This is a genomic window from Pseudomonas azotoformans (assembly GCF_900103345.1).
GTDB classification, from domain to species: Bacteria; Pseudomonadota; Gammaproteobacteria; order Pseudomonadales; family Pseudomonadaceae; genus Aquipseudomonas; species Aquipseudomonas azotoformans.
Window position 1 is genome coordinate 105,903 of record NZ_LT629702.1, and the last position, 18,061, is coordinate 123,963.

Below are 18,061 nucleotides of genomic sequence, written 5' to 3' on the forward strand. Positions count from 1 at the left end.
AGTGCAGGCCCGGAAAAGGCCAGTCGTAGCTTTTGCTGACGCGACAGGCTGTATCTAAGTTAAGACGGATGAGAATGAGAAATCCCTAAGGCGGATATGAAAGAAAATGTTTCAGGTTCACATTCACAGCGTTTTATTGCCTTGATCGAACACGAAACATGTTCCAAGCCATCACCCAGGCGCCATTGATGGGGTGGGGCGGCTGCGTAGGATGGGCGCATACCGTTGAGCGAGCGCCTACAAAAGTGAGTCCAGAAAAATGACTGCCCGAACCCTCTACGACAAACACATCGATTCCCACACGGTGTGCCCCCTGGATGACCAGGGCCATGTGCTGCTTTATATCGACCGCCAGGTGATCAACGAATACACCAGCCCCCAGGCCTTCAGCGGCTTGCGTGAGGCCGGGCGCAACGTGTGGCGCCCAGGCACGGCGCTGGCCGTGGTCGACCATGTGAACCCCACCACGCCCAAGCGCATCGCGGCGATGCCCGACGCAGGCGGGGCGCGGCAGGTGTCCTACCTGGCGGAGAACTGCCGGGACTTCGGCATCGAGCTGCTGGACATCCTCGACAAACGCCAGGGCATCGAACACGTGATCGCCCCGGAGCAGGGCTTTATCCTGCCAGGCATGGTGATTGCCGCCGGTGACAGCCACACCACCACCTACGGTGCCCTCGGTGCCTTCGGCTTTGGCATCGGCACCTCGGAGATCGAACACCTGCTGGCTTCGCAGACCCTGGTCTACAAGCGCCTGAAGACGATGCGCGTGAGCGTGGACGGCGACCTGGCGCCAGGCCTGACGTCCAAGGACGTGATCATGGCGCTGATCGGCAAGATCGGCGCCTCCGGTGCCACCGGCTATGCCATCGAGTTTCGTGGTTCCACCATTGATGCGCTGAGCGTCGAGGCGCGCATGACCATCTGCAACATGGCGGTGGAGGCGGGCGCGCGGGGTGCGTTCATGGCGCCGGACGAAAAAGTCTTCGCCTACCTCAAGGGCAAGCCGCGCGCGCCGAAAGGCTCGCTGTGGGACCAGGCGCTGGTGGGCTGGCGCCAACTGCACTCGGACGCCGATGCGGTGTTCGACCAGGAAGTGCACCTGGACGCCACCACCCTGGAACCCATGGTCACCTGGGGCACCAGCCCCGACCAGGCCGCGCCCATCGGCGCCCGCGTGCCCGACCCGCAGGACGTCAGCGACCTGATCCTGCGCCAGGACATGCGCCGCGCCCTCAACTACATGGGCCTGGAAGCCGGTATGCCGCTGAGCGAGATCGTCATCAGCCATGCCTTCATCGGCTCCTGCACCAACGCCCGCATCGAAGACCTGCGCGACGCCGCCAGCGTGGTGCGCGGCAAGCGCGTCGCTGAACACGTGCGGGCGATGATCGTGCCGGGCTCCACCGAGGTGCGTGACCAGGCTGAAGCCGAAGGCCTGGCGGCGATCTTTATCGACGCCGGCTTTGAATGGCGCCAGTCGGGTTGCTCGATGTGCCTGGCGATGAACGACGACGTGCTCGCCCCCGGCGACCGCTGCGCGTCCAGCACCAACCGCAACTTCGAAGGCCGCCAGGGCGCTGGCGCACGCACCCACCTGATGAGCCCGGCGATGGTCGCCGCCGCTGCGATTACCGGCCGCCTTACTGATATCCGCCACTTTGGAGCGCGCCCATGAGCCTGCAACCCTTCACCCTGGTCACCGGCAAGGCCGCGCCGATGCTGGCGGCCAATATCGATACCGATGTGATCATGCCCAAACAGTTTCTCAAGGGCATCGACCGCAGCGGCCTGGACCGGGGGCTGTTCTTCGACCTGCGTTTCTTGGCGTCCGGCGAGCCCAACCCCGAGTTCGTGTTGAACCAGCCGGCCTGGCAGGGCGCGAGTTTCATGGTGGTCGGGCCGAACTTCGGCTGCGGTTCCAGCCGGGAGCACGCGGTATGGGGCTTGAAGCAGATGGGCATCCGCGCGCTGATCGGCAGCAGCTTTGCCGGGATTTTCTATGACAATTGCCAGCGCAACGGGGTGTTGTTGATCACCTTGGACGAGGCGGTGTTGCAGCAGCTGGGCAAGACCGTCAGCCAGGCGGACCAGGCGCATATCAGTGTCGACCTTGAAGCCCAGCAGATCCATTTGGCGGATGGCCAGGTGATCCCGTTCCAGATCGATAGCCTGCGCAAGACTGCGTTGTTGCTGGGCCTGGATGCCATCGGCAGCACCTTGCAACGCAGTGACGAGATCAGGGCTTTCGAACGCCGGCACCTGCAAGCCAACCCCTGGCTCAACTGACCCACTTGAATCCAAATGTGGGAGGGGCGGTGCGACGGTTCGACTTGCCCCCGATTGCAGAGTGTCAGTCACTCAAAAGTTGACTGACCCATCGCCATCGGGGGCAAGTCGAACCGTCGCACCGCCCCTCCCACATTTTTATCCGGATCATACCGCTTAGATTGAGAGCCCCTTGAAGTGCTCCTGCAAAAACTCCACGCAGGCCCGCAGCTTCCCGGAATACGCCAACCGTGTCGGGTACACCGCCCACACGTTGGCACTCTGGGTATAACCGTGCAGTAGTTGCACGAGCTTGCCTTGCTCCAGCAGCGGCTTCACATCCCACATCGAACGCAGCAGCACCCCGCGCCCATCCAACGCCCACTGCAACACAATCTCGCCATTGTTCGATGACAGCGGCCCACGCACGCGCACGCTTTCCTGGGTGCCGTCGCGCTCCAGGTTCCAGATGCCGAACGCATTATCACGCTCTTTGAGCACCAGGCAGTCGTGCTGCTCCAGGTCGCTCAACTGTTGCGGTGTGCCGCGTCGCTCCAGATAAGCCGGGGCGGCGCACAGTACGCGGCGGTTGCTCACCAGGCGGCGGCCGATGTGCTGGCCGGGGATGTCATCGCCTACGCGGATCTCCAGGTCGAAGCCTTCGCTGACGATATCCACCACGCGGTCGAACAGGTCCAGGCGGATTTCCAGGTCCGGGTAGTGCTCTGCCAGTAACGACAGGGCGGGGGCCACATGGTTGCGACCGAAGCCGAAGCTGCTGCACAAATGCAGGTGGCCACGCGGGCTGTCATGGGCGTCGGAGAGTTCGTCGCAGAGATGCTGGAAGTCTTCGAGGATACGCACCGCCCAGCGCTGCACCCGTTCACCGTCTTCGGTCAGGGCGATGCGCCGGCTGGTGCGATGCAACAGGCGGGTGGCCAGGGTGGTTTCGAGGATCTGGATGCGCTTGCTGACATACGCCGGCGACAAGCCCAGCTCATCGGCGGCCGCAGCGAAGCCGGCCTTGCGGATCACGGTCAGGAACACCCGCAGGTCTTCGGGTAGGGGCACGGTATCTTTCTTGTTAGTCATCACAAACAGGGCTGGCGGCATGAGCCGCCAGAATAGCACCGGTTGGGCGCGTCTTCCGGCACGCCCAGGTGTTGTCGATTATTCGGCGGCGACCTTGGCTTGAGCCGCCGCCCGAGCATGGCGGCCACGCTTGAGAGCGATGGGCGCCATTTTTTCGCGGTCCAGTTCACCTTCCCAGGCGGCTACCACCAGCGCAGCCACGGCGTTGCCGATGATATTGGTCAGCGAACGGCATTCGGCCATGAAACGGTCGATGCCGAGGATCAGCACCATCGCCGCCACCGGCACGGTCGGCACCACCGCCAGGCTGGCGGCCAGTGCCACGAACCCTGCGCCAACCACCGCGCCCGCGCCCTTGGACGTGAGCATGGCCACCGCCAGCAAGGTCAGTTGCTGCTCCAGCGGCAGATCAATGTTGGTGGCCTGGGCCAGGAACAGCACCGCCAGGGTCATATAGATGTTGGTGCCGTCCAGGTTGAAGGTGTAGCCGGTCGGCACCACGATGCCCACCACGCCTTTGGAGGCGCCCAGGCTTTCGAGTTTCTGGATCAACTGCGGCAACGCCGATTCCGACGAACTGGTGCCCAGCACGATCAACAGTTCCGACTTGATGTAGCCCATCAACTTGAAAATGCTGAACCCGGCGTAGCGGGCAATGCTGCCCAGCACCACCGCCACAAAGAAAAACGCGGTGATATAGAAGGTGCCCACGAGCTTCAGCAGCGGCAGCAACGAACCCACCCCGTATTTGCCGATGGTGAACGCGATGGCACCGAAGGCCCCGATCGGTGCGACCCGGCTGATGATGCCGACGATGCGGAAGAACACTTCGCTGGCCTGGTTGACCACACCCACCAGTGGCCGGCCCTTTTCACCGACCATCACCAGGCCCACGCCAAACAGTACGGAGACGAACAGCACCGGCAGGATTTCGCCCTTGGAGAACGCATCGAAGAAGGTTGCTGGGATCACGTGCAACAGGAACCCGGTGATGCCTTCGCCATGTTCAGCCTGGCCGACGAAGTTGGCGATGGCCGAACTGTCGAGGGTCTTCACATCGATATTGAAGCCCACGCCCGGATGCAACAGGTGCGCGGCGAGCATGCCGATCAACAAGGCGATGGTCGAGACTATTTCAAAGTACAGCAGCGCCTTGCCGCCGACCCGGCCCACCTGTTTCACGTCGTGCATGCTGGTGATGCCGGACACCACCGTGCAGAAGATGATCGGGCCGATGATCATCTTGATCAGCTTGATAAAACCGTCGCCAAGGGGCTTTAGGTCGACGCCGATCTGCGGCCATTGATGGCCGATCAACACGCCCAGCGCGATAGCGATCAGCACCTGGATATACAGGGTTCCCAGCAGTTTTCTGATTGTCATTGTTATTATCTCGAGACGTTGTTTTGGGCAAAGCGAACCCGTCGCAGGCCATTGGCAGCCTGCGAGGCGGGTGGATCAGGTCACGGGGTTACAGCGTTGCTCAGCGAAGGAAGGTCAGGACTTCGCCCAGCAGCAACTCAGGGGCTTCTTCAGCAATGTAATGGCCGGCCGGCAGGGCCTTGCCACGCACGTCGGTGGCGACTTTCTGCCACTCCTTGAGCGGCTCGAAACAGCGCCCGACAGTGCCTTCGGCGCCCCACATCACCAGCAACGGCAGGTTCAGGTGATTGCCGGTGTCGATGTCCGCCTGGTCGTGCTCGAGGTCGATGCCGGCGGCAGCCCGGTAGTCCTCGCAGATGCCGGTAGCGGCACCCGGCAGTTTCAGGCAACGCAGGTATTCGGCGAAGGCCTCATCGGTGAACGGCTTGAGCCCGGCACTGCGGCTGCCCATCACGCTGCGCAGGTACAGTTCCGGGTTGCTTTCGATCAAGGCTTCCGGCAACGGTGCCGGACGGATCAGGAAGAACCAGTGCCAGTAGGCGCGGGCGAAGGCTTCGTCGGTCTGCGCGTACATCGACAGGGTCGGGGCGATGTCCAGCAGCACCATGCGTTGCACGGCGGCCGGGTGGTCCAGGGCCATGCGATGGGCCACGCGCGCGCCACGGTCGTGGGCCAGCAGCGAGAACGTGTCGAAGCCCAGCGTCTGCATCAGCTCGACGCCGTCCCGGGCCATTTCGCGTTTCGAGTAGTTCGTGTGGTGGTCATTGGCCGGTGGTTTGCTGCTGTCGCCATAGCCGCGCAGGTCGGCGGCCACCACGGTGAAGTGTTCAGCCAGTTGCTCGGCGATTTTGTGCCAGATGACGTGGGTTTGCGGATGCCCGTGCAACAGGAGCAGACCGGGACCTGTACCACCTTTGCGGTAGCTGATGTCCACGCCGTTGACGTGGCACTGGTCTTTCTGGAATCCGGCGAACATGGAATGACTCCTTGTGATGAGTGCGTGCATCCTGGAATCACGGGGCGTTCGGGGCAAGGGCGAAAACGTGGAGGGCGGGTTCATGAAGTGTGATGTTGGAGCGAGCTCGTTCGCGAAAAACGCCACTACATTGAGTGCATTCAGGATGCTGGCGTTATCGTTGACATTCTTCGCGAGCAAGCTCGCTCCTACAGAGGGTTAGCCTTGCTGGAACAGGGCCTCGGCACGTTTGCGGATCTGCGCTTCGGTCAGGTCTTCCTTGTGGGTGGCCACGAACCACACATGCCCGAATGGATCCTTCAGCGTGCCGGAGCGGTCGCCGTAAAACTGGTCCTTCGGTTCGGAAATCGCAGTCCCCCCAGCGGCAATGGCTTGTCTGTACTGGGCGTCGACGTCATTTACGTACAGATGTATACCGACGCTGGTGTGCCCATCGCGTGGGCTGCCGAACGCGCTTTCATCGCAGGGTGAGCCGAGCATGATCGGTGAATCGCCGATGCGCAGTTCAGCATGGCCGACCTTGCCGTCGGGCATGTCCAGGCGCATGACTTCGATGGCGCCAAAGGCTTTCTTGTAGAACTCGATGGCTTCGGCGGCTTTTTCGACGCCCAGGTAGGGCGTGATGTTGTGGAAGCCCTCTGGAACAGATTTAACGCTCATATCGTTCTCCTTGATTGTGGTTGTGGAGGGACGGCCTTTTCACTATAGGCCACGTATCGCATGGCCTGTGGGTCGCCGACGAGGTGTCGGGTTCGCCGGTCATGCATGGGGTGTCGGTTCTAGCAATTGCGCCCCCGGCCCACGGTCACCCAGTTGATCATCCTGATTGCGCAACGGGCACGCTTCCAGCGACAAACACCCACAACCAATACAGCCATTGAGCTTGTCGCGCAGCAACATCAGCTTGTTGATGCGCTCATCCAGGTCTTGCCGCCACAGCGCGGACAAACGCTCCCAATCCTGGGCGTCGGGCGTGCGCCCTTCCGGTAACGTCTGCAGCGCTTCACCAATGGTTGCCAGCGGAATGCCCAGGCGCTGGGCGATCTTGATCACCACCACGCGCCGCAGCACATCCCGTGGGTAACGTCGCTGGTTACCGGCATTGCGATTGCTCTTGATCAGCCCCTTGGTCTCGTAGAAGTGCAGCGCGGTGACCGCCACACCACTGCGGGCGGCCAGTTGGCCGACGGTGAGTGCCTTGTTGAGCATAAAAACTCCAGATAAGTGCTTGACCTTGACTTAACTAGAGGTTTTAGCCTGCGTGGCATCGAATCGCAAGATTCTGCCTACAGAGAAAGGGGAGTGTTCATGCAGGTATCTGAGAAAAATCGCGGCTTCACTCAATTGATCGAGTTTCAGATCGAGCCCCGGCAACAATCTGCCCTGGTGTCAGCCCTGAGCCTTCAGAGCGAACGCCTGGCCCAAGGCCATGGCGGCTTTATCAATGCCAGTGTGCAGGTCAGCGATGACGGACGGCGGGTACTCAATTACCTGCAATGGCACTCGCGTGAAGACGGCGAGGCGGCCTTCCAGTGTTTTGAGCACGGCGAGGAAGATTTCTGGACATTGATTCGCGCCCACCAGGCCACGGCCGTGACCTTTGGTTCGTTCCAGGTGCTGCGCAGTTTCGAGCGCAGCCACGACAACGCGTTGCACTGCCGGCTAAATGGATAGGTGCAGCATGCGCTCACCTTGCACGTTTTCTCCGGGCCGGCGTTTGTTCACCGCCAGCTCGCCGATCTTGATCAGGCGCGTACGGGTGACGTTGCGGCTCAGGCCCAGCAGGTTGGCGGTGTGCACCTGGTTGTAATGGCTGAAACGGTAGGCGGCGCGCAGCAGGGCATCTTCGACTTTTTCATGCAGGGCGCCGGCCTGTTCTTCGAACAGCTTCTGGAAGGCCCGCGCCAGCAACGCGTCGGCGCTGTTGTCGGTGCCGTGCTGGCTGTCGTCCTGACGCTCGATGCGCATGTTCGACAGGCGCAGATCGTCGCGCTCGATCACGCCGTTACGGCAGATCAACAGGGTATGGTGGATCACGTTTTCCAACTCGCGGATGTTGCCCGGCCAACTGTAGCTTTTAAGCTTGTGCTCGGCTTCGCGGCTGATGGTGATCGGGCCGTAACCCAGGCGCTGGCTGTAGGCTTCGATAAAGTGCCGGGTCAGCGGCAGGATATCGCCGGGGCGCTCGCGCAGCGGGCTGAGTTCCAGGCTGACCACATCGAGACGGTAGTAGAGGTCTTCGCGGAAGTGCCCGGCGTTGATGGCCTTCTCCAATTGCACGTTGGTCGCGGCCAATACGCGCACATCAATCGGAATGCTCTTGCGCGAACCCAGGCGTACGACTTCGCGTTCCTGCAGGACCCGCAGCAGTTTGACCTGGATCGCCATCGGCAAATCGCCGATCTCATCAAGGAACAAGGTGCCGCCGTCGGCCTCCTCGAACCAACCGGCCTTGGCGCTGAGGGCACCGGTAAACGCGCCTTTCTCATGGCCGAACAGTTCGGCCTCCACCAGGGACTCGGAGAACGCCCCGCAGTTGACCGCTACGAACGGCCGGTTGCGGCGTGCGCTGAGGTTGTGGATGTGGCGTGCCACCAGCTCTTTACCGGTCCCGGTCTCGCCGATGATCAGCACGCTGGCTTCGCTGGGCGCCACTTGCTGGATGTGGTCGAGCAGTGCCTGGGATTTCGGGTCTTCGAAGACCTGGGCCGTGGCGCGGATCGACGTCGCGAGAGCAGGCGAGGGCGGTAGGGTCAAAAGCTGCATGGGCACCTCTCTTAGGAATAGAACGTCGGAATTGGCAGGGAGTGGTTCAACGCCCAGTCCCCCAGTTCGTGGAGTTTGTAGTCCACCGGGTCGTGCAGGGTTTGCGTGCGCAGGTTGCGCCAGTGACGGTCCAGGCGCAGCGACGCGTGGGTGGAGCGCGCACCAGTGACCTCAAACAGGCGGCTGCACAACTCCAGGCCCTGCTGGGTGGCGGCGACCTTGGCGGTGGCGATGGCAATCGCCAGTTGGCCGCGCTCGTGCTCGCTGAGGTTCGGGCCTTTGGCCCAGGCTTGGTCGAGCAGGTCGGCGGCACGTTCTACCAGCAGGCGCACGCCTTCCAGGGCGACCCAGAATTCGCCGTAGTGGTGCAGCACGTATGGGTCCTGGCGCACGTCTTCGGCTGAGGATTTATGCCAGGCGCGGGTTTCGGTCAGCGTGTAGTTGCGGGCTTCTTCGAAAGCACCTTCGGCAATGCCGAGAAACATGTGCGTGAAGGTCAGTTGGGCAATCAACGGGCGCAGGCAGGCGAAGGGCGTGCTCAGCGGGCCCGGATCGAGCAGCAGCTCGGATTCTTCGACGCGCACCCGTTCGAAACTGGCGCTGCCACTGTCGGTCTGGCGCTGGCCGATGTTGTTCCAGTCGTTGTGCAAGGTGATGCCGCTGCGCCCGCTGGGGATCGCGGCGATCAGCAGTTTGCCACCGGCGGTTTCGTCCACCGCCGAGGCGATCAGCATTTCCGAGTCGCTGGCGCCGGAGCAGAAGCTCTTTTTGCCGGAGAACTCGCGCCAGCCGCTGAAATCCTTGACCACGGTGCGTGTGTCCAGTGGGTTGAGGGCGTTGCCCCAGAACCAGTTTTTGCGCGCGGTCTGTTCGAACCAGGGTTGCCATTGGTCCGGGCGCGAAAACAGGCGCACGGTGGCGAGCATCAGGTGGTGAAAGCCGAAGACATGGGCGATGGAACTGTCGACCTTGGCGAATTCGCGCACGATACCCAGGGTGTCGCTCCAGCGTGCGCCGAGGCCACCGTATTGGGTGGGAATGCTCAGGGCCAGCAGGCCGCTCTGGCGCAAGGCGTCGCGTTCAGCCTTGGGCGTGCCGCCGCGTTCGTCGCGTTCGACGGCGGTGAGGGCGAATTCGGCGGCTAGCAGTCTGGCGGTCTGCAAGGGGGACGGCAGGACGCTGTGGGGTTTGGCGGTCACACGGTGTTCCTCAATGTCTGTTTGGCAATGAAGGCTAAATGTGGGAGGGGGCTTGCTGTGGTGAGCAGGCTTGTCCTGCGTTGGGCTGCGAAGCAGCCCCTCCCACCCAAGGCGGACTTCATTGATCTCAAGCTCTTGTCGGCAATACATCGTTGGCAATCATTTCGCCAAACGGGCCCGTGAGGTTGGTGATGCCGTGCCCGGCAAGGCTGGCGTAGGGCTCCGGCAGCAACGGGAACACCAGTTCGGCGAAGCGATAGGCTTCTTCCAGGTGCGGGTAGCCGGAGAAAATGAAGCTCTCGATCCCCAGGTCCGCGTATTCCTTGATGCGTTCGGCCACTTGTTGCGGGTTGCCCACCAGCGCGGTGCCGGCCCCGCCACGCACCAGGCCGACGCCTGCCCACAGGTTGGGGGCGATTTCCAGGTTGTCACGGCGCCCGTCGTGCAGGGCGGCCATGCGGCGTTGGCCTTCGGAATCAAAGCGCGAAAAGGATTTTTGCGCGGCGGCGATGGTTTCGTCGCTGATGTGCTCGATCAACGTGTCGGCGGCTTTCCAGGCGTCTTCTTCGGTCTCGCGCACGATCACATGCAGGCGGATGCCGAACTTCACGGTGCGCCCGTGGCGGGCAGCGCGTTCACGTACATCCGCGAGTTTTTCCGCGACAGCGGCGGGTGGTTCGCCCCAGGTCAGGTACACGTCGACCTGCTCGGCGGCGAGGTCGTGGGCGGCGTCGGAAGAGCCACCGAAGTACAGCGGCGGGTAAGGCTTCTGCACCGGCGGGTAAAGTGCCTTGGCGTTCTGCACACGCAGGTGTTTGCCTTCGAAATCTACCGATTCGCCCTGCAACACGCGACGCCAGATGCGTAGGAATTCGTCGGAGACTTCGTAGCGTTCGGCGTGGTCGAGAAAGCTACCGTCGCCACGGTTTTCGTCGGGGTCGCCGCCGGTCACCACGTTGATCAGCAGACGGCCATTGGACAGGCGATCGAGGGTCGCCGCCATGCGCGCCGAGACAGTCGGCGAAATGATGCCCGGACGAATCGCCACCAGGTAACGCAGGCGTTCGGTCAGTGGCACCAAGGCCGAGGCGATGACCCAGGAGTCTTCGCACGAGCGCCCGGTAGGAATTAGCACGCCGTGGTAGCCAAGGCTGTCAGCCGCCTGGGCGACTTGTTTCAGATAATTGAGGGTGACCGGCCGCGCACCTTGGGTGGTGCCCAGGTAATGACCGTCGCCGTGTGTGGGCAGAAACCAGAAAACATCCATGACCAATCCTTAAGCGATTTTCAGCAGAGAGGGGGAGTGCGCTGCAAACAAGGGCGCTGCGCGTTCTGCCGCCAGTTGAATACGGGCTTTCAGCAATTCGCTGGTTATCTGGTAGTCGGTGAAGTCGGCTTCGGTGGCGTACACACCGATCGGCAGGGTCAGTGCCTGGAAGAAGCTGAACAGCGGGCGCAGCTGGTGGTCGAGGACCAGCGCGTGGCGTTCACTGCCGCCGGTTGCCGCCAGAAGCACGGGTGTATTGATCAGCGCATTGAGGCCGACCAGGTCGAACAGGTGCTTGAGCAGGCCTGGGTAGGAGCCGCGATAGACCGGTGCGGCGACGATCAGCAGGTCGGCCTGTTCGATGGCCAACAGTTGCGCTTCGACTTCTGCTGGCAGTTCATCACGGGACAGCGCACCGCCCAGCGGCCGGGCGATATCCCCCAGCTCGATCAAGGTGGCCTGGATCGGCAGCAAGGTCGCCAGCTCAGCCAGCACCGCCTGGGTCAACACCAGGGTACGGGATGGGCGCCAGGTTCCGCCGGACAGGGCAACGACATTCAGGGGACGGGTCATGAACAGTTCCTTCTTCAACAGTGGGTCATCGCAGGTGGAGTGCAATCGCTTGAGCAAGAGCTGTACCAACGGGTGCAGGCCTTGATTGACGTGGGTTGCAGGCTCACTGCTGAAAAATGCCGGTGTTGGCTGCCTGGTGTTTTGTTGATTGGCTGTTGCCAGGGCAACAGTTGCGTGGGCAACAGTGCCAAGGCGATGTAGGACCCGTTATAGAGGGTTGTATTTATTCCGTAAATGAACGTATTTCCATATTTATAGAGCATAAAGAAATATGCAGTGGATGCTATCGGAGGTGTCTTGGCGGTTGATAGCAACTATCAAGGCAGGTGATTTTTCACCGTGAAAGGGCGGGAGTAGCCTGTGTTCATTGACTCGAAACCTCCTTTGCAGGGCCACCGCCATGAACCGATTCCTCGCTGTTTCCTTATTGATTGTCAGCTCAGTCCTTGCCGGATGTGCGACCCATCCTTCGCCTGAATTGCGTCCCTACACCGCGGAAGAAACCAAACAGTTGGCCCTGGAGGCATTGAGCCGTCGTGGTTTGTCGTTTGACGAATATCAACAGCAGCGTGCCGCACTGACCGGCCAGCCACAGAAACCCTTCGGCTTTGATCGCCAGAGCGAGATGAACGCCGAACGCAGCGTGATCCTGCATGGTCGTCCCAGTTGAATCCGTACCCAGCGGCAAAAAGCCCGAGGTTATCCACAAGGATCCTCGGGCTTTTTGTTTGCCATGGAGCGACTTCAGCCTGTTAAGCTGAATTTCAGGAGCGTTCCTACGCACATTTACATAAAGTGGTCCTTCTTTAATGGCATGTGATCGGTTAAACCTGACGACCTCTGTCCCGGTCCGCGCCCCTGAGACGCTGCTCTCGGGAACCTGCTCTGCGAGTTTCTAACGTCATGAATAAACGTCCGTTGTATTTCGACTACGCCGCCACCACCCCGGTGGATGAGCGGGTCATCCAGGTGATGATCGAGTGTCTGGGCTTCAATGCCAATTTCGGTAACCCCGCGTCCAGTTCCCACGCGTTCGGCCAGGCGGCCCGGCAAACGGTCGAACAGGCGCGTCGCCAGGTGGCCGAGCTGGTCGGTGCCAACCCTGAACAGATCGTCTGGACCTCCGGCGCCACCGAGTCCAACAACCTTGCGATCAAGGGCGTGGCCCAGGCGAGGGGCGTGGTGGGTGGGCATATCATCACCAGCCAGATCGAACACAAGGCCACCCTGGATACCGCGCGACAATTGCAGGAAGCCGGTGTGGCCGTGACCTACCTGGTGCCGGACGCTGATGGCTTGATCAGCGCCGAGGCCGTCAGCGAAGCCTTGCGTGAGGACACCTTCCTGGTGTCGCTGATGCTGGTGAACAACGAACTGGGCACCCTCAACGATATCCCCGCCATCGGTGCCCGCGTGCGTGAACACGGCGCGTTGTTGCATGTGGATGCGGCGCAGGGTGCGGGCAAGGTGGCGATCGACCTGGCGCAGTGGCCAGTGGATCTGATGTCGTTTTCCGCGCACAAACTGTATGGCCCCAAAGGTATCGGCGCGTTGTATGTCGGGCCACGGGCGCAGCAGAAAGTCCTGGCGCAGATTCACGGCGGCGGCCACGAAGGCGGCTTGCGTTCCGGCACCCTGGCGACCCATCAGATTGCCGGCATGGGCACCGCGTTCGCCTTGGCGGCGGCGTCTTTCGCTGAAGAAAAGGCGGTGATCGTGGCTCTGCGCCAGCGCCTGCTTGACCAGTTGGATTCGGTGGCCGGTGTGCGCCTCAACGGCAGCGCTACACAGCGTATCCCACATACCCTGAGCCTCACGTTCAGTGAAGGCGAAATCAACGCCGCTGCGTTGAGTGCGGGGATCGCGTTTTCTGCGACCTCGGCCTGCAATTCGGCCAGCAATGCACCGTCCCATGTGCTGCTTGCCCTGGGCCATGATGCACGCAGCGCCAGCCGCACCATTCGCTTGAGCCTCGGCCGGTTTACCACCGAGCAGGATATCGACCAGGCGGTACAACTGATCAAGGCGGCCCTCGCCAGTGCACCGGCGTTCTGGGCGGTCTGATTCATTTATCGCAACACATAATAATTATTCGTGGTTAGCAGGAGACACAATGAGTACGCAGCCCTTGACCCATGGAACGGTTCCCCAGCGCCTGGCGCATACCCGTGAACTGATGAGCCGCGAGGGCATTCACGCCCTGCTGGTGCCGTCGGCTGACCCGCACTTGTCCGAGTACTTGCCGGGTTACTGGCAGGGGCGGCAGTGGCTGTCGGGGTTTCATGGCTCGGTGGGCACGCTGATTGTCACTGCGGATTTCGCCGGTGTGTGGGCCGATAGCCGTTACTGGGAACAGGCGACCAAGGAACTCAAGGGCAGCGGCATCGAATTGGTGAAGCTGCAGCCGGGCCAACCCGGCCCGCTGGAGTGGCTGGCCGAGCAAACGCCGGAAGGTGGCGTGGTGGCGGTGGATGGTGCGGTCATGGCCGTGGCTTCGGCGCGTACCCTGGGCAGTAAGTTGGCGGAGCGCGGCGCGAGCCTGCGTACCGATATCGACCTGCTCGATGAAGTCTGGCATGACCGTCCGGCATTGCCGAACCAGCCGATCTATCAACACCTGCCACCGCAGGCGACTGTCAGCCGTACTGAAAAACTCGCTTCGCTGCGTGCTGCCTTGCAAGAGAAGGGCGCCGACTGGCATTTCATCGCGACCCTGGATGACATTGCCTGGTTGTTCAACCTGCGTGGTGGTGACGTCTCGTTCAACCCGGTGTTCGTGTCCTTTACGTTGATCAATCAACAACAGGCCACGCTGTTTGTGGCGCTGAGCAAAGTCGACGCCGAGCTACGGGCTGTGCTGGAGCAGGATGGCGTGACGCTGCGCGACTACAACGAGGTGGCGGATGCTTTGCGCGCGGTGCCGGCGGGCGCCAGTTTGCAGGTCGACCCGGCGCGCGTCACCGCGGGTTTGCTGGAGAATCTCGATGCCGGCGTCAAGCTGGTCGAAGGCCTCAACCCGACCACATTGGCCAAGTCCCGCAAGAGCCTGGCCGACGCGGAACATATCCGCCAAGCCATGGAACAGGATGGCGCAGCGCTGTGTGAATTCTTCGCCTGGCTGGACAGCGCGCTGGGCCGTGAACGCATCACCGAGTTGACCATCGACGAACACCTGACAGCTGCGCGCACCCGCCGCCCTGGTTATGTGTCGTTGAGTTTCAACACCATTGCGGCCTACAACGCCAATGGCGCGATGCCGCATTACCACGCCACTGAAGAAGAACACGCATTGATCGAAGGCGATGGCCTGCTGCTGATCGATTCGGGTGGTCAGTACCTGGGTGGCACTACGGACATCACGCGGATGGTGCCGATTGGCACGCCGAGTGACGAGCAGAAGCGTGACTGTACCCGGGTGCTCAAGGGCGTGATTGCCTTATCCCGCGCCCACTTTCCGAAAGGGATCCTGTCGCCGCTGCTGGATGCGATTGCCCGCGCGCCGATCTGGGCGGAAGGCGTGGACTACGGTCACGGTACTGGCCACGGTGTAGGTTATTTCCTCAATGTGCATGAAGGTCCGCAAGTGATTGCCTACCAGGCGGCCACGGCGCCGCAAACGGCGATGCAGCCGGGGATGATCACCTCCATTGAACCGGGGACTTACCGTCCGGGGCGTTGGGGCGTGCGTATCGAGAACCTGGTGTTGAACCGTGAAGCGGGCAAGACCGATTTCGGTGAGTTTCTCAAGTTCGAAACCCTGACCTTATGCCCGATCGACACGCGCTGCCTGGAGCCATCGTTGCTCTCGGCCGACGAGCGTCAGTGGTTCAACGCTTACCACGCTGAGGTGCGCACGCGTTTGAGCCCATTGCTCAGTGGTGCAGCGCTGGAGTGGTTACAGGTACGCACTGCCGCTATCTGATTGCCTGCAGTTCAGGAGCCTGGGCCAGGGCGTCGGCGATATAGTCGACAAACGCCTTGACCCGGGCCGACTGGCGACGGTTGGATGCCGACACTGCATGGATCGGCAGCGACTGCGGGGTGTAGTCCTGCAACAGCGCGACCACGCGGCCAGCTTTCAAATCGTCGTAGAACAGCCACAGGGGCGACAGCGCAATGCCGAGTCCCGCCAACACCATCTCGCGCACCGCTTCGGAGTTGTTGCTCTGGGCGTTGCCGACGATGCGCACGCTGTGCCGCTCACCCTTCTTTTCGTAAACCCACTGGTTCTGGCTGCTGAGCAGGTTGAAAAGCAGGCAGTTGTGCTGGCTGAGGTCCTTCGGGGTTTTCGGAGCGGCATGCCGGGCCAGGTAGGCCGGGCTGGCCAGGGTGGCGCGGTGGGTGGTGCCGATGCGCCTTGCGATCAAGTTGCTATCGGCTAATTCGCCAATGCGCAGGGTCACGTCGAGGCCTTCGCTGACCATGTCCTGCAGGTGATCGTTGAGTTGCAGGTCGACTTGCACGTCAGGGTATCGCTGCAGGAAATCGCCCAGGCGTGCCGCAATCTGCAGGCGCCCGAAACTCACTGACGAACCAATGCGCAAAGAACCGGCGATCGACTCTTTGCCGGTTTGGAAGCTGTGTTCGGCGGCGTCTACGGCGGCGAGGATTTCACGACAATGGCTGTAGTACCGCTGACCTTCATCGGTCAGGGATAGTTGGCGCGTGCTGCGGGCAATCAGCTTGCCACCCAGTTCGGTTTCCAGGGCGCGCAGGATCTTGCTGATAGTGGGTTGGCTGGTCTGCATTTCCCGGGCGACGGCAGAAAAGCTGCCGCGTTCGATCACTCGAACGAAAATCGCCATTGCGTTGAGTTTGTCCATGAACTGTCCGATTCATGCGGAATAGGCATGGGTACTATAGCTTTTTGGCGTCTTATCGGCATGGAGTGGCAGGCGGATCATTGGCTTCATTCTTCAATGACGCGAGATGGCTGACATGACTGATATGCACGCTTTACTGGTGGACGCCGTGGATGCTCCCTTTCGGTTGGCGACAATGCCCAGGCCCTTGGCTGGCGCTGGCCAGGTGTTGGTGCGGATTCGCGCCAGTGGCTTAAACCCATTGGACGGCAAGATCCGTGCGGGCCAGGCCGCCCATGCGCGGCAGCCGTTGCCGGCGGTTCTCGGTGTCGACTTGGCGGGCACTGTTGAAGCGGTAGGCGTTGACGCCGGTGATTGGCAAGTAGGCGATGATGTATATGCGTTGGCGACCGGTATCGGCGGCGCACAAGGCTCGTTGGCCGAATACGCAGTGGTCGATGCGCGCTTGCTGGCGAAGAAGCCTGTGACCCTGAGCATGCGTGAAGCGGCGGTATTACCCCTGGTGCTGATTACGGCATGGGAAGGATTGGTGGACCGGGCTCATGTAGATTCTGGGCACAAAGTGTTGATTCAGGGAGGCGCAGGTGGCGTAGGACACGTCGCAGTGCAATTGGCGATTGCCCAGGGTGCACAGGTGTATGCCACCGGCTCCGCCAGGCATCGCTCGATCATCGAGGGGCTGGGTGCGACCTTCATCGACTACCGGCAGCAGACGGTCGAAGCGTATGTCGCGCAGTACACCGGCGGCGAAGGCTTTGACATTGTGTATGACACCGTCGGTGGTGAGACGCTGGATGCGTCCTTTCGGGCCGCCAGGACCTATCAGGGGCATGTCGTGAGTTGCCTGGGCTGGGGGCAACATAGCCTGGCAACGTTGTCGTTTCGTGGGGCGACCTACTCGGGGGTGTTTACCTTGTTGCCGTTGCTGACAGGTAAAGGCTGTGAGCATCACGGGCAGATACTGGCGCAGGCGGCGCAGTTGATCGACGCCGGCAAGCTCAGGCCTATCATGGATGGGCGTCAATTCGACTTGCACAGTGCAAACGCCGCTTACGAACTGCTCGCAAGCGGCGCACAAGGGCGCTTGGCTATCGAGTTCTAACTCAAGGCTTCGCGCACAAATTCCAGACGGTCCTGACCGAAGAACAGCTGGTTGCCTACAAACATGCTGGGGGCACCGAACACGCCGCGTTGCACGGCTTGCTCGGTGGTGTCCTTCAGGGCGGCCTTTACGGTTTCGTCATTGGCCAGATTCAGGATTTCATTGGGGTCAAATCCGTTTTCAGTGAGTACAGCAGCCACGACGGCAGGGTCTCCGAGGTGACGGCCTTCGACCCAAAGGGCATGGAACAGGCAATCAACGAAGTCCTGGAAACGTTTGGGCTGGTGCAATTGGATGCCGGTGACCGCTCGCATCAACATCAGCGTATTGATGGGGAAGTGCGGGTTGAATTGAAGCGGTACGTTGTAGCGTTGTGCGTAACGTGCCAGGTCATCAAACATGTAGCGACCTTTTGCGGGAATGGTGATTGGAGAGGCGTTACCGGTCGCTTTGAACACGCCGCCCAATAGCATGGGCTTATAAACCAGCTGTGTAGCGGTTGCTGCGCATAACGCGGGTAGTTGGGTATAGGCCAGGTAGGTGGCGGGGCTGCCCAGATCAAAGAAGAATTCCAAGGTTTTACTCATGGTCGATGCTCGCTGCTTATTGTTA

18 protein-coding genes are annotated in these 18,061 nt (G+C 61.4%); 7 read left to right on the top strand and 11 right to left on the bottom strand.

Translation table 11 applies throughout. From position 1 onward, the window contains the following. Positions 1-259: 259 nt before the first annotated feature. Together leuC and leuD are read left to right on the top strand one after the other, a co-directional pair. A complete protein-coding gene (gene leuC, locus BLR69_RS00535; RefSeq protein WP_071496150.1) occupies positions 260-1,678 on the top strand; it encodes a 3-isopropylmalate dehydratase large subunit in 1,419 nt (472 codons plus the stop codon). Next, on the top strand, positions 1,675-2,289 hold the full coding sequence (leuD, locus tag BLR69_RS00540; RefSeq protein ID WP_071496149.1) for a 3-isopropylmalate dehydratase small subunit: 615 nt from the start codon (positions 1,675-1,677) through the stop codon (positions 2,287-2,289). The genes leuC and leuD overlap by 4 nt, the downstream gene beginning before the upstream one ends. Before the next feature lie 156 nt (positions 2,290-2,445). On the opposite strand, the gene BLR69_RS00545 is transcribed toward leuD, so the two are convergent. The 5 genes from BLR69_RS00545 to soxR form a co-directional block, all read right to left on the bottom strand. After that, on the bottom strand, positions 2,446-3,360 hold the full coding sequence (locus tag BLR69_RS00545) for a LysR substrate-binding domain-containing protein (RefSeq protein ID WP_197681375.1): 915 nt from the start codon (positions 3,358-3,360) through the stop codon (positions 2,446-2,448). A 78-nt stretch (positions 3,361-3,438) separates the two neighbouring features. After that, positions 3,439-4,743 (bottom strand): dicarboxylate/amino acid:cation symporter, encoded by a 1,305-nt coding sequence (locus BLR69_RS00550; RefSeq protein ID WP_071496147.1) that lies wholly within the window; start codon positions 4,741-4,743, stop codon positions 3,439-3,441. A gap of 100 nt (positions 4,744-4,843) precedes the next feature. Beyond that, positions 4,844-5,719 carry an alpha/beta fold hydrolase gene (locus tag BLR69_RS00555; RefSeq protein WP_071496146.1) on the bottom strand — a complete coding sequence of 292 codons (876 nt, stop codon included), beginning with the start codon at positions 5,717-5,719 and terminating at the stop codon, positions 4,844-4,846. Positions 5,720-5,917: 198 nt separating this feature from the next. Beyond that, complete coding sequence (locus tag BLR69_RS00565; protein ID WP_071496144.1) at positions 5,918-6,379, bottom strand: VOC family protein; 462 nt, start codon at positions 6,377-6,379, stop codon at positions 5,918-5,920. Between the two features lie 99 nt (positions 6,380-6,478). Beyond that, positions 6,479-6,928, bottom strand: coding sequence for a redox-sensitive transcriptional activator SoxR (soxR, locus tag BLR69_RS00570; RefSeq protein ID WP_071496143.1), 450 nt, complete (start codon positions 6,926-6,928; stop codon positions 6,479-6,481). A gap of 99 nt (positions 6,929-7,027) precedes the next feature. Here soxR and BLR69_RS00575 point away from each other — a divergent pair, with 99 nt between their 5' ends. Beyond that, positions 7,028-7,393: an antibiotic biosynthesis monooxygenase gene (locus BLR69_RS00575; protein WP_071496142.1), complete on the top strand. Its 366-nt coding sequence runs from the start codon at positions 7,028-7,030 to the stop codon at positions 7,391-7,393. Here BLR69_RS00575 and BLR69_RS00580 read toward each other — a convergent pair. The 4 genes from BLR69_RS00580 to msuE form a co-directional block, all read right to left on the bottom strand. Beyond that, entirely contained in the window at positions 7,382-8,485 is a 1,104-nt protein-coding gene (locus BLR69_RS00580) for a sigma-54 interaction domain-containing protein (RefSeq protein WP_058426928.1), read from the bottom strand. The genes BLR69_RS00575 and BLR69_RS00580 overlap by 12 nt on opposite strands. 11 nt (positions 8,486-8,496) lie before the next feature. After that, positions 8,497-9,684, bottom strand: coding sequence for an acyl-CoA dehydrogenase family protein (locus BLR69_RS00585; RefSeq protein ID WP_071496141.1), 1,188 nt, complete (start codon positions 9,682-9,684; stop codon positions 8,497-8,499). A 127-nt stretch (positions 9,685-9,811) separates the two neighbouring features. Beyond that, entirely contained in the window at positions 9,812-10,951 is a 1,140-nt protein-coding gene (gene ssuD, locus BLR69_RS00590; RefSeq protein WP_058426926.1) for an FMNH2-dependent alkanesulfonate monooxygenase, read from the bottom strand. A gap of 9 nt (positions 10,952-10,960) precedes the next feature. After that, entirely contained in the window at positions 10,961-11,524 is a 564-nt protein-coding gene (gene msuE, locus BLR69_RS00595) for an FMN reductase (RefSeq protein ID WP_058426944.1), read from the bottom strand. 400 nt (positions 11,525-11,924) lie between these two features. Between msuE and BLR69_RS00600 the strand changes: the two genes are divergently transcribed. The 3 genes from BLR69_RS00600 (at position 11,925) to BLR69_RS00610 (ending at position 15,446) form a co-directional block, all read left to right on the top strand. Next, complete coding sequence (locus BLR69_RS00600; RefSeq protein WP_071496140.1) at positions 11,925-12,194, top strand: hypothetical protein; 270 nt, start codon at positions 11,925-11,927, stop codon at positions 12,192-12,194. A gap of 233 nt (positions 12,195-12,427) precedes the next feature. Beyond that, the gene (locus tag BLR69_RS00605) at positions 12,428-13,588 is read left to right on the top strand and encodes a cysteine desulfurase family protein (protein ID WP_071496139.1); all 1,161 of its coding nucleotides are present in this window, start codon (positions 12,428-12,430) and stop codon (positions 13,586-13,588) included. A gap of 49 nt (positions 13,589-13,637) precedes the next feature. Next, positions 13,638-15,446 carry an aminopeptidase P family protein gene (locus tag BLR69_RS00610; RefSeq protein ID WP_071496138.1) on the top strand — a complete coding sequence of 603 codons (1,809 nt, stop codon included), beginning with the start codon at positions 13,638-13,640 and terminating at the stop codon, positions 15,444-15,446. Here the strand turns inward: BLR69_RS00610 and BLR69_RS00615 are convergent. Continuing rightward, complete coding sequence (locus tag BLR69_RS00615; RefSeq protein ID WP_071496137.1) at positions 15,439-16,347, bottom strand: LysR family transcriptional regulator; 909 nt, start codon at positions 16,345-16,347, stop codon at positions 15,439-15,441. The genes BLR69_RS00610 and BLR69_RS00615 overlap by 8 nt on opposite strands. 106 nt (positions 16,348-16,453) lie before the next feature. On the opposite strand from BLR69_RS00615, the gene BLR69_RS00620 reads away from it, so the two are divergent. After that, positions 16,454-17,449, top strand: coding sequence for a zinc-dependent alcohol dehydrogenase family protein (locus tag BLR69_RS00620; protein ID WP_071496136.1), 996 nt, complete (start codon positions 16,454-16,456; stop codon positions 17,447-17,449). Here the strand turns inward: BLR69_RS00620 and BLR69_RS00625 are convergent. Further along, complete coding sequence (locus tag BLR69_RS00625) at positions 17,446-18,036, bottom strand: 2-hydroxychromene-2-carboxylate isomerase (protein WP_071496135.1); 591 nt, start codon at positions 18,034-18,036, stop codon at positions 17,446-17,448. The two genes, BLR69_RS00620 and BLR69_RS00625, sit on opposite strands and share 4 nt — an antisense overlap. Positions 18,037-18,061: the final 25 nt, after the last annotated feature.